Genomic DNA, 12246 nt, shown 5'->3' on the forward strand with positions numbered 1-12246 from the left:
GGCCGCCGTCCTGGCGGCTTTTTTATTGCCCGTCGCACAAGGGGACGGACGATGACGACAGCAACCGGAGGCGCCGGGATGGCGCCCAAGTCGAACTTCTGGACCAGCGGCCACTGGCCGACGCTGGTCGCCGCTTTTCTCTATTTCGACCTTGCCTTCATGGTGTGGGTGATCCTCGGGCCGCTCGCTCCGGCAATCTCCGAAGATTTGGGACTGACGCCTGCGCAGAAAGGGCTGATGGTCGCGGTGCCGACGCTCGCCGGCGCGGTGTTGCGCGTCGTCAACGGCCTGCTCGTCGATCGCATCGGGCCGAAGCGCGCGGGTGCCATCAGCCAGATCATCGTGATCGCCGGGCTGTTCACGGCTTGGCTGATGGGCGTTCACAGCTTCGCCGGGACGCTGGCACTCGGTATCATCCTCGGCTTTGCGGGCGCCAGTTTCGCCATCGCCCTGCCGCTTGCCAGCCGCTGGTATCCGCCCGAGCATCAGGGCAAGGCGATGGGGCTCGCGGGCATGGGCAATTCGGGAACCGTACTCGCGGCGCTGTTCGCGCCCGGCCTCGCCAAGCTGTTCGGTTGGAATGCCGTCCTCGGTCTTGCGTGCATCCCGCTGACAATCGTCTTTTTCATCTATCTCGCCATGGCGAAGGACGCGCCGAACGCGCCTGCCCCAAAGAAGCTCGTTCATTATTTCGAGCCGCTGAAGACGGTCGATGCCTGGTGGCTGATGGCCTTTTACGCGGTGACCTTTGGCGGCTTCGTCGGGCTCGCCGCGTCGCTGCCAATCTATTTCACCGACCAGTTCCACCTGACCCCCGTGATGGCGGGATATTGCACCGCGGCGTGCGTCTTCGCGGGGTCGCTGGTGCGGCCGATGGGTGGCGCGCTCGCCGACCGGGTCGGCGGGGTGCGCGCATTGATGGCGGTGTTCGTCGTCGCGGCGCTTGCGCTGGCCGGCGTACCGCAGGCCGACACGCTTCCCGCCGCGCTCGGACTGTTCGTCATCGCGATGCTCGCACTCGGCACCGGCAACGGCTCGGTGTTCCAGCTCGTGCCGCAGCGCTTTTCGGCCGAGATCGGCGTGATGACCGGGCTGGTCGGTATGGCGGGCGGCGTAGGCGGCTTCTATCTCGCCTCCTCGCTCGGCATCGCGAAACAGTGGAGCGGCAGCTTTGCTCCCGGCTTCTACATCTTTGCCGGGCTCGCGCTGCTCGCACTCGTCGGGCTGATGTTCGTCAAAGGCCAATGGCGCGCGACATGGGGTGCCGCCGAAGGCGTGCGGATCTAAACATGGACCGCACCCTCATCCTGCTTCTGGCGCTCGCGCCAGCCGGGGCGGCGCAGGCGCAGGACGTCGCGCTGAAGCCGCTCGGCGAAGCGCGACTGCGTTATGAAAGCGTTGGTCAGGACGGCCTCGCGGCGGACGCCGATGCCCTCACCCTTCGAGTCCGTGCCGGAATCGAAGCGAAGTCCGGTCCGTGGTCGGCGCTGATCGAAGGCCAAGGCAATGTGGCGATCGCCGACGACTATTTCGACGGGCTGCACGGCCCCGCCGCGCGACCGCTGATCGCCGATCCGCAGAATATTGCGCTCTCACGCGCGCAGCTTCGTTTCAGCCAGCCGGCCTTTACACTAACGGCCGGACGCCAACGCCTCGCGTTCGATGATGAGCGCTTCGTCGGCTCGGTCGCCTTCCGCCAGAACGGCCAGAGCTTCGACGCCGTGCGCGCCGAAATAGCGCCGGTGAAAGGGGTGAAGGCCGACCTCGCCTATGCCTGGAGCGTGCGGACGATCTGGGGGATCGACGGCGCAGGCGCGCGGCAACAGGCCGTGTCGGGCGACAATCTCTTCGGCAATCTCAGCGTCGCGACACCCGCGGGCAAACTCGCCGCCTTCGCCTATCTCGTCGACCAGGACGAAGCGGCGATGCAAGGCTATCGCCTGTCGAGCCAGAGCTATGGCCTTCGGTTCGAGGGCAGCCAGCCGGTTGGCAAAGCCAAGCTCGCCTATCAGCTAAGCTATGCGCGCCAGTCGGACTGGCACCGCAATCCCAGCGACTATGCGGCCGACTATTGGCTCGCCGACATTACCGCCGATCTCGGAGGCCCCCGTGTCGGCGCCGGATATGAGATACTCGGTGCTGACGACGGGGCCGCGCTGACCAGCTTTCAGACCCCACTTGCCACCGGCTTCAAATTTCAGGGATGGGCGGACAAGTTTCTGATCACCCCGCCCGACGGCGTGCGCGATCTTTATGCAAGCGCCGGTTGGAGCTGGAAGGCCGTCGGCCCGCTGAACGCCGTGACGCTGCAAGCCGTCTATCACGACTATCGCAGCGACCGGGCGAGCCGTGCCTATGGCGACGAGATCGACCTGCTCGCGAGCGCGAAGCTCGGCAAATGCACCGCGTCGGCGCGCTACGCCAATTACGACGCCGACGGCTTTGCCACCGACACGGAAAAATTCTGGCTTCAACTGGACTGGACGCTCTGATGGAACACCGCCCAATCGACCGTGCCGCCGACGCGCGCGAGCATCTGATCGTCATCGGCAATGGCATGGCCGGGTGCCGCGCGATCGAGGAATTGCTCGCGCGCGATCCTGCCCGCTATCGCGTGACGATTTTCGGCGCCGAACCGCGCGTCAATTACAACCGCATCATGCTGTCCCCCGTCCTCGCGGGCGAGAAATGCTTCGACGATATCGTGATCAACGACGCCGACTGGTATGCGTCGAACGGAATTGCGCTGATCGCAGGCGATCCGGTCGTCGCGATCGACCGCCATGCCAAGACGGTGACGACGCGCGGCGGCACCACCGAACGCTATGACCGGCTGCTGATCGCCACTGGCTCCGATCCCTTCATCATCCCGGTGCCCGGCAAGGATTTGCCCGGTGTGATCGCGTTCCGCGACATGGATGACGTCGACACGATGCTCGCCGCGGCCGATGCCGGAGGCGACGCGGTGGTGATCGGCGGCGGCCTGCTCGGGCTCGAAGCGGCGCATGGGCTGACCCTGCGCGGCATGAAAGTCACCGTCATCCACCTGATGCCGACGCTGATGGAGCGGCAGCTCGACGAAGCCGCGGGCTGGCTGCTCAAACAGGCATTGGAAGGCCGCGGCCAGACGATCCTGACTGGCGCCGACACCGCCGAAATCATCGGCGACGGTAAGGTCGAGGGCGTGAGGCTCAAGGACGGAACGCTGATCCCCGCCAGCCTGGTCGTGATGGCGGTCGGCATCCGCCCTTCGACCGCGCTCGCGCGCGACGCCGGTCTGGCTGTCGGACGCGGCATTCAGGTCGACGACCATATGGTGACGAGCGATCCCGCGGTGCTCGCGGTCGGCGAATGCGTCGAGCATGACGGGCAAGTCTATGGCCTCGTCGCGCCGCTGTGGGACATGTGCCGCAGCCTCGCAGACGGGCTGGTCGAACAGCCGAGCGGCTATCGCGGCTCGGTCACGTCCACCAAGCTCAAGGTGTCGGGGATCGACGTCTTTTCGGCGGGCGACTTTTCAGGCGGTGACGGATGCGAGGATATCGTCCTCCGCGACGCCAGCCGCGGCGTCTACAAGCGCGTGATCGTCCGCGACGACCGCATCGTCGGTGCGGTGCTCTATGGCGACACCGCCGATGGTGGCTGGTACTTCGACCTGCTCAAACGCCAGGAAGACGTGTCCGAGCTTCGCGACATGCTGATCTTCGGTCAGGCCTTCGCCTCGGGAGGAGGCGCTGCGGACCCTAAGGCCGCCGTTGCGGCGCTTTCCGACGATGCGGAAATCTGCGGCTGCAACGGCGTCACCAAGGGTCAGGTCGTGTCATGCATCGCCAAGGGGGCGCATAGCCTCGACGCGGTGCGCGGCACCTGCAAGGCGTCGGCGAGTTGCGGTTCCTGCACCGGCCTCGTCGAAAATCTGCTCGCGCTGACGCTCGGCGACGATGTGCAGAGCGGGCCAAAAACGATGTGCAAATGCACGAGCTTCGGCCACGACGATGTCCGCCGCGAGATTGTCGCGCAGGCCATGCGCTCGATCCCCGAAGTGATGCAGAAGATGCACTGGACCACCCCCGACGGCTGCTCGTCATGCCGGCCAGCGCTCAATTATTATCTGCTCTGCGCGCTCCCCGGCGATTATGTCGACGATCAGCAAAGCCGTTTCGTCAATGAACGGCTGCACGCCAATATTCAGAAGGACGGCACTTATTCGGTCGTGCCGCGCATGTGGGGCGGGCTCACCAATCCGCGCGAGCTCCGCGCGATCGCCGACGTCGTCGAAAAGTTCAACGCGCCGATGGTCAAGGTCACCGGCGGTCAGCGGCTCGACATATTCGGAATCAGGAAAGAGGATCTGCCCGCCGTCTGGGCCGACCTTAATGCCGCAGGAATGGTGTCGGGCCATGCCTATGGCAAGTCGCTGCGGACCGTGAAGACGTGCGTCGGATCCGAATGGTGCCGCTTCGGCACGCAGGATTCGACGGGGCTTGGCGTGAAGGTCGAGCGGATGAGCTGGGGCAGCTGGATGCCGCACAAGTTCAAGATCGCGGTGTCGGGATGCCCGCGCAACTGCGCCGAAGCGACGATCAAGGATTTCGGCATCGTCTGCGTCGACAGCGGATATGAGCTGCACGTCGGCGGCAATGGCGGGATTCACGTCCGCGTTACCGACCTTCTCTGCAAGGTCGCGACCGAGCAGGAGGCGATGGATTATTGCGCGGCCTTCATCCAGCTCTATCGCGAAGAAGCGCGCTATCTGGAACGCACCGCACCTTGGATCGAGCGCGTCGGGGTCGACTATATCAAGGCGCGCATCGTCGATGACGAAGCAGGCCGCGAGGCGCTCCGCGCGCGTTTCCTCTATTCGCAAAGCTTCAGCCAGGACGATCCCTGGGCGCAGCGCGCCGAGGGTGCCGAGGCCGAGCATCATGCACCGATGGCGCGCTTCATCCCGCAGGAACGTGCATTTTTGGAGGAGATGGAGACATGACGACCGCTGAATGGCTCGACATCGGCTGGGTCGACCAGATCCCGGTGCGCGGCAGCCGCACCGTGCAGGTCGAAGGCGGCGACGATATCGCGGTGTTTCGCACCGCCGAGGGCAAGATATTCGCGCTGCTCGACCGCTGTCCGCACAAACATGGGCGCCTCAGCCAGGGCATCGTCCATGGCGGCGCAGTTGCCTGCCCGCTGCACAATTGGCGGATCAGCCTATCGAGCGGCGAAGCGCTTGGCGACGACAAGGGCTGCACGCCGACGGTGCCGGTGAAGATCGACGGCGGCCGTGTCCTCATCTGCCGTGCCAGCACATTGAAGGCCGCAGCCTGATGGACCCGATCCGCACGACCTGCGCCTATTGCGGCGTCGGCTGCGGGATCAGCGCGACGGTGAAGGGCGGACGGACGGTCGAGATCGCGGGCGATCCCGACCATCCCGCCAATCGCGGACGACTATGCTCGAAGGGAACCCATCTCGGCGAAACCGTCGGGCTGGAAGGGCGCTTGCTCCATCCGATGATCGGCAAGAAGCGCGCAAGCTGGGACCGCGCGCTCGACCTTGTCGCGAAGCGCTTCAAGGAGACGATCGCGCGCCACGGCCCGAACAGCGTCGCCTTCTATGTCTCGGGCCAGCTGCTCACTGAAGATTATTATGTCGCGAACAAGCTGATGAAGGGGTTCATCGGCACCGCGAACATCGACACCAATTCGCGCCTCTGCATGTCGAGCGCGGTTGCGGGTCATATGCGCGCGTTTGGCGAGGATATCGTTCCGGCGACCTATAATGATCTCGACGCCGCCGATCTGATCATCCTTGTCGGATCGAACACCGCCTGGTGCCACCCGATCGTCTATCAACGCATCCGCGCGCGCTGCGAAGCGGGTGCGAAGCTTGTCGTCATCGACCCGCGCCGTACCGAAACCGCCGAAGAGGCCGACCTTCACCTTGCGATCCGCCCGGGCAGCGACGTCGCGCTGATGACCGGTCTGCTTCATCATTGCCGCGCAGCGAATATCGTCGACGAAGCCTATCTCGCTGCGCATGTCGCGGTGCCCGCCGACTTCTGGGACCAGCTTGGAGAGGGGAACGACCTGTGGTCGATGGCGCGCACCTGCGACGTGCCCGTCGCCGACCTCAGGCGTTTCTATGAGCTGTTCGCCGCCAATCCGCGCACGGTAACGATGTTCAGCCAGGGGATCAATCAGTCGACCGCCGGGACCGATCAGGTCAACGCGATTCTCAACCTCCATCTCGCAACCGGCCGCATCGGCAAGCCGGGCGCGGCGCCCTTTTCGATCACGGGCCAGCCCAATGCGATGGGCGGGCGCGAAGTCGGCGGGCTCGCCTCGACGCTTGCTGCGCATATGGACTTCGCCCCCGAAAACCGCGCGCGCGTTCAGCGCTTCTGGGCCGCGCCGACGATGGCGGAAAAGCCCGGACTCAAGGCGGTCGACCTGTTCCGCGCCGTCGGCGAGGGACGCATCAAGGCGCTGTGGGTGATGGCGACCAACCCTGCCGTGTCGATGCCCGACGCGAACCGGGTGCGCGAAGCGCTCGCCGCCTGCCCCTTCGTCGTCGTCAGCGACGTGATCGAGCAAACCGATACCGGCGCCTTCGCGCACGTCCGGCTGCCCGCCGCCGCATGGGGCGAGAAGGACGGCACGGTCACCAACAGCGACCGAACGATCAGCCGCCAGCGTGCGCTTTTCCCGCTGCCCGGCGAGGCCATGCCCGACTGGTGGATCGTCAAGGAAGTCGCGCGGCGGATGGGCTGGAAGACCGCCTTTGCTTATGACCGGCCCGCCGATATCTGGCGCGAACATTGCCGCCTCTCGAACTATGATAACGACGGCACCCGGATGTTCGCGCTGCCCGGCGCGGCGCAAGGGGGCAACGCCGCCTATGATGCGATGGAGCCTTTCCGTTGGGGCGGCGAGCACCCCTTCGCCGACGGGCATTTCTCGACCGAGGATGGCCGCGCGCGTCTCGTTCCGGTCGCGCAAAAGCCGCTGCCCGAACCGCTCGCCAAGTGGCCGTTGACGCTCAATAGCGGGCGTTATCGTGATCAATGGCATACGATGACGCGCAGCGGGCTTGCGCCGAAGCTCGCGCGACATCGCGCCGAGCCGCTCGTCGAGGTGCACCCCGACGACGGCGCCCGCCTGGACCTCTCCGACGGCGGCCTCGCGCGGGTGGAAACCCCGCAGGGCGCCGCCCTGTATCGCGTCGCCTTTAGCAGCGGTCAGCGACCGGGCGAACTATTCGTGCCGATCCACTGGACGGACCGCACGTCGAGTGGCGGGCGTACCGGTCTGCTCCCGCGTCCGCTCGTCGATCCGGTATCGGGCCAGCCAGGTTTCAAGCGCACTCCGGCGTCGATCGCCGCCGTCACCTCCAAATGGCGCGGATTCCTGCTCCTGTCGCGCGAACTTTCCGACACCCCACGCTGCCTGTGGGCAACGCGCGTTGCGGTGCCGTCGGGGGTGATGTGGGAAGTTGCGGGAAATGGCGACCTCAAATCCGTCGAAGCCCTGCTTCCAAAAGGTGAACGCATCGAGGCGCAGGACGCCGCGCGCGGCACGCGCCGCATCGCCATCGTCGCGAACGGCCGCCTCGCGGGCGCCCTATTCGTCACCGAGAGTGGCGAACTGCCGCCGCGCGATTGGCTGATCGCACAGCTCTCCGCTCCCGAGGTCGCGCCGACGCTGCTCGCGGGCCGCGCGCCCGGCGTTCAGGCCGACCGCGGCCCGGTGATCTGTGTCTGCTTCGACATCGGACTGAAGACGATCGTCGCGGCGATCCGCGACCAGAATCTCGCCGCAGTTTCGGCGATCGGGGCCGCGATCGGCGCTGGGACCAATTGCGGCTCATGCCGACCGGCGCTCGCGCGCATTCTGACCGAGGAGAAGAGCGATGCAGCGTAACGACTTTGCACCCGGGATGGTGTGGCTGGTCGGCGCCGGTCCAGGCGATCCCGAACTGCTGACGATGAAAGCCGTCAGACTGATCGAGCAGGCCGACGTCGTCTTTTACGATGCGCTGGTCGGCCACGGCGTGCTCGCGCTGATCCCAGCGCAGGTGGAGCGCGTGAGCGTCGGCAAACGCTCGGGCCGCCACTCGAAGGATCAAGCGACCATCGACACACTGCTTGTAACCGCCGCGCGTGCGGGCAAGCGCGTCGTTCGCCTCAAAGGCGGCGACCCGACCCTGTTCGGCCGCGCGACCGAAGAAATATCTGCGCTGCATGAGGCAGGCTTTGAAGTCCGCATCTGTCCCGGCGTCACTGCCGCGAGCGCCGCCGCCGCCTCTGCCGGCATGTCGCTATCGCTCCGCGGCGTGGCGCGCGACGTCCGCTTCGTCACGGCACACAGCAAGCGCGGTGCCGCGCTCGACATCGACTGGGCCTCGCTTGCGCAGGGCGCCTCGACCCTCGCCTTCTATATGGGACGCGAGGCGGCCGGCGAGATCATGCGCGGACTCATGCGGGCGGGAATGCCCGGTGCAATGCCTGTGATGATCGCGTGCCATGTCAGCGCGCCCGAGGAACGGCGACTGGCGACGCGGCTCGATCTGCTTGACCTGGCGGTCAAATCCTTCGCTGCCGATGCTCCGACGCTAATCCTCATCGGCGCGGCCGTTGCCTTGGCGGAACTCACCCCTGCCAGTTTCGAGAATATGGCGCAGACGACGCATGACTAAACTCGGCACCATGACCGCCGCCACCGAATGCGCCGCCTCGATCAGCTATGACATGGCTCTGGCGATTCTGGTCGCCCATGCGGTCCCGCTCGAGGCGATCACCCTATCGCTGGTCGATGCAGGGGGATGCCATCTCGTCGATCCCGTCCATGCCCGCCTCGACTCCCCCCGCTTCGATTGCGCGGCAATGGACGGCTACGCGGTTCGCGCGTGCGATCTCGTCGATGGGGCGTCGACGCTGACGCAAATCGGGATCAGCTATGCAGGCAGCGGCGACGCTGGCGAGATCGGAGCGGGCGAGACAGTCCGCGTCATGACCGGCGCTCCCCTGCCCGGCGGCGCCGACCGCGTCGTCATGATCGAATATTGCCGCGAGGTCGATGCCGTCGTGACGATCGAGGGCCCGCCACGCGGCAAGCCGCACATCCGGCGACACGGCTCGGACTTTGCGCGGGGGCAGTTGCTCCTGCGACCAGGCGCTAAGATCACACCCGCAACCGCGATAGTTGCCGCGGCGGGCGACTATAGTCGGCTCACAGTTACGCGGCGCCCGCGCATCCTGCTTCTCACGACGGGAGACGAGATACTTGCCCCCGGCTCTGCAGCAGACGCGGCCTTTTCGATCCCGGACAGCCTGACCGCCGCGATTGAATTACTATGTCGATCGGCTGGCGCCGACGTGGTTGCGAAGGCCCGACTTGCCGACGATCCTGGGGCTATCGCGCGCGCAAAACATGACACGGCATCCGATATCATCGTCGTCCTCGGCGGCGCATCGCGCGGCGATCGCGACTTTGGCCGCGCCGCCTTCGCTCCGCTCGGCTTCGAAATTGCATTTGCCGATGTCGACATAAAGCCCGGAAAGCCGGTGTGGTACGGAAGGGCCGGAGCGGCCCACATCATTGGACTGCCTGGAAATCCCGCCGCAGCCCTGACGATCGCGCGCCTCTTCCTCGTGCCGCTCATCACGCGGCTCATGGGCGGCGACGTCGCGGACGCGCTGCCCTGGCAGCTTCTGCCCGCCGCCGCACCGATCGAGGCGAATGGCGCGCGCGAGGCTTTCCTTTGCGGGGAGACCTCCTATCGCGGCGTCACCGTCGCGGACCGGCAGGACGCATCGCAACAAGCCCGGCTAGCGCGAAGCAACGCGCTGGTGCGGCGCAGCGCCCACGCCGCACCCGTCCTTCCCGGCATGCTCGTGCCAACGCTGCCTCTATGCTGCTAGCGTTGCTTGCGCGCAGATTTGCGCAACCTCTCGCTCGCACCCCGGCGCCGGCAACCGCCGACCCTGGCCGTTCCGGCACAGCGGAGGCGGCGCTACGCGACATCGCACAGAGGATATCTGCGGGCGGCGCGGACAGGATGAGCAATGCCGACATCCTGATCTGGAACACGGCGGTCGTGGTTAGCTTCATGACCGGAGATCGCAGGATCGCGGTGCCACCCGACGCGAAGGTCCTGAACTGGGGCGCGGCTCGGGCCGGGTTTCGTGAGATGAGGCTGCCGGCTCTTGCCGAATTTGTCCGCCTGTTCGTCATCGAGATGGCCTATCGCGCCGATCTCGATGGGCGCGACCGCGAAGCGAATTCGGCTTCGCTTCTGAGGATCGCGGACCTGAAGCAAAGATTTCGTGCGGTCGAGGCCCAAGTCGACTTCGCTTATGAGTTCGACCGGATGATCGCGCGCCTTCATTGCCGGAGCGGTCGAGGAGCATCCACCACGTGGGACAAATAGCACCCTCGACGACGACATCTCGTCGCTTACCGACGATCACCGATTTTTTAGCAGGCGATCTTAAGCGTGCGGGAAGCGGGCCGCATAATGGATGGACAGGCCGCTAACGAGCCAATTGGAATCATGGCAAAAGTGCCGTTGTGCCATGGCTGCGCTTGGAAAGGGGTTCTCGTGCCACAAGGAGCGTGAACCGCGGGTTTGGGGCGGCGATTTCAGTCCGCTGCGACAGACTTCGAGGCGCGGCCGAGAAAAGGCCAAGCCCGCAGCCGCAGACTTGGCCTTCCCGATACCGGTCAGCGCGATGGCCCGGACTATCTTCAGTGCGCGAGCAAGGTAGCAAGGCGCCCCTGTGCACCGTGAATCTCGACCTCGCCTCCCCTTGATCGGCGACGCTGCCACCATTCGGAAATCAGTTCCGCACAGCTATGATCGACCGACCGAAGGCCTGCGAGGTTCATGCGAACGCGCTGATCGACCGGCAGCGCGTCGAGCGCCGAGGATAGTTTGGGCAACGAGACGAAACTCGCAACGCCGGCGAGCCGGAGTTCGTGACCATGGTCATGTTCCGTCTGATCGACGTCGAGTTTCAACCGCCGCATATTGGGGACGATCTCGATGAGCGACAGCGCCAGACCGACAAGGACGCCGGTCAAAAGGTCGGTCGCGACCACCATGACGAGCGTTGCCGCCCATATCACCGCCGGCAGCGGGCCGTGCGATTTCAGGAGGTGACGTACATGCCGCAGACTGACTAGTTTCCAGCCGGTGACGACAAGGATCCCGCCGAGCGCGGCCATCGGAATCTGGCGCAGCAGCCACGGCATCGCCGCGACCAGTGCAAGAATCCAGATCCCGTGCAGCACCGCTGACATACGCGTCACGGCCCCCGCCTGAACGTTCGCCGAACTGCGGACGATCACGCCGGTCATCGGCAATGCTCCGGCAGCACCGCAAAGGAGGTTGCCCACGCCCTGCGCACGCAATTCCTTGTTATAGTCGGTACGCACGCCGTCGTGCATCCGGTCGACCGCCGCAGCCGAAAGCAATGTTTCAGCGCTGGCGATGAACGCGATCGCGATCGCCGTCACCATCAATGTCGGGGTCAGCATCGCGCTGAGTCCCTCCATCGTCGGCGGCGTAATCGCCGCGGTGATCGATTCGGGTACATTAACGCGTGCTACGTCGAGCCCCGCGAACGAAGCGATCAGCGTGGCAAGAACGACGCCGATCAATGCGCCGGGCAGCAGGCGAAGCGCGGCGGGGCGCATCTTGTCCCACAAGAGGGTACAGCCGATTGCGACCATGCCGATAAACAGCGCCGGAACGGCCGGTCCGTCGAGCCCCAGCACGCGCCCGGGGATCGCCAGCAGGTTTTCGAGCCCGCTGGCAAGCGGCTGGGCATCGAACAGCACGTGGAACTGCCCAACGACGATCAGCACGCCGATGCCGGCCAGCATCCCATGGACGACGGCGGGCGAGATGGCGCGGAACCAGCCGCCTAGTTTCATCACGCCGGCCAGAAACTGAATAAGGCCAGCAACGACGAGGATCGGTCCCAGCGCCGCGAGACCGTGACGCTGGACAATCTCGAAAACGATGACCGCAAGGCCCGCTGCGGGGCCGCTGACCTGCAGCGGCGATCCCGCGAGCAGGCCAACGACGATCCCGCCGATAATGCCGGTGATGAGGCCCTTTTCGGGCGGCACACCCGACGCGATAGCGATGCCCATACAAAGCGGCATCGCGACCAGAAATACGACGACGGACGCGGTCAAATCCCGCGCCATCCAGTTCGAGGGCAAGGGCGAAGCGGTCATC

Annotated in this window: 9 protein-coding genes; 8 read left to right on the forward strand and 1 reads right to left on the reverse strand. The window is 65.7% G+C overall.

The annotated features are described in order from the left end of the window. Positions 1-51 precede the first annotated feature (51 nt). The 8 genes from SC1_RS14160 (at position 52) to SC1_RS14195 (ending at position 10428) form a co-directional block, all read left to right on the forward strand. On the forward strand, positions 52-1287 hold the full coding sequence (locus tag SC1_RS14160; protein ID WP_062182895.1) for a NarK/NasA family nitrate transporter: 1236 nt from the start codon (positions 52-54) through the stop codon (positions 1285-1287). A 2-nt stretch (positions 1288-1289) separates the two neighbouring features. After that, on the forward strand, positions 1290-2492 hold the full coding sequence (locus SC1_RS14165; protein WP_062182898.1) for an alginate export family protein: 1203 nt from the start codon (positions 1290-1292) through the stop codon (positions 2490-2492). Next, on the forward strand, positions 2492-4987 hold the full coding sequence (gene nirB, locus SC1_RS14170; protein WP_062182901.1) for a nitrite reductase large subunit NirB: 2496 nt from the start codon (positions 2492-2494) through the stop codon (positions 4985-4987). The genes SC1_RS14165 and nirB overlap by 1 nt, the downstream gene beginning before the upstream one ends. Beyond that, the gene (nirD, locus tag SC1_RS14175) at positions 4984-5325 is read left to right on the forward strand and encodes a nitrite reductase small subunit NirD (RefSeq protein WP_062182904.1); all 342 of its coding nucleotides are present in this window, start codon (positions 4984-4986) and stop codon (positions 5323-5325) included. The genes nirB and nirD overlap by 4 nt, the downstream gene beginning before the upstream one ends. Further along, positions 5325-7919 (forward strand): nitrate reductase, encoded by a 2595-nt coding sequence (locus SC1_RS14180; RefSeq protein WP_062182907.1) that lies wholly within the window; start codon positions 5325-5327, stop codon positions 7917-7919. The genes nirD and SC1_RS14180 overlap by 1 nt, the downstream gene beginning before the upstream one ends. After that, positions 7909-8694, forward strand: coding sequence for a uroporphyrinogen-III C-methyltransferase (cobA, locus tag SC1_RS14185; protein ID WP_062182910.1), 786 nt, complete (start codon positions 7909-7911; stop codon positions 8692-8694). Before SC1_RS14180 ends, cobA begins: the two co-directional genes overlap by 11 nt. Next, on the forward strand, positions 8687-9919 hold the full coding sequence (locus SC1_RS14190) for a molybdopterin molybdotransferase MoeA (RefSeq protein WP_083435851.1): 1233 nt from the start codon (positions 8687-8689) through the stop codon (positions 9917-9919). The genes cobA and SC1_RS14190 overlap by 8 nt, the downstream gene beginning before the upstream one ends. A gap of 137 nt (positions 9920-10056) precedes the next feature. Further along, positions 10057-10428 carry a hypothetical protein gene (locus SC1_RS14195; RefSeq protein WP_062182915.1) on the forward strand — a complete coding sequence of 124 codons (372 nt, stop codon included), beginning with the start codon at positions 10057-10059 and terminating at the stop codon, positions 10426-10428. A 317-nt stretch (positions 10429-10745) separates the two neighbouring features. Here the strand turns inward: SC1_RS14195 and SC1_RS14200 are convergent, their stop codons facing one another. Beyond that, positions 10746-12245 carry a SulP family inorganic anion transporter gene (locus tag SC1_RS14200; protein WP_062182918.1) on the reverse strand — a complete coding sequence of 500 codons (1500 nt, stop codon included), beginning with the start codon at positions 12243-12245 and terminating at the stop codon, positions 10746-10748. Between the last annotated feature and the right edge of the window lies 1 nt (position 12246).

It is taken from the genome of Sphingopyxis sp. C-1 (assembly GCF_001047015.1).
Classification (GTDB): domain Bacteria; phylum Pseudomonadota; class Alphaproteobacteria; order Sphingomonadales; family Sphingomonadaceae; genus Sphingopyxis.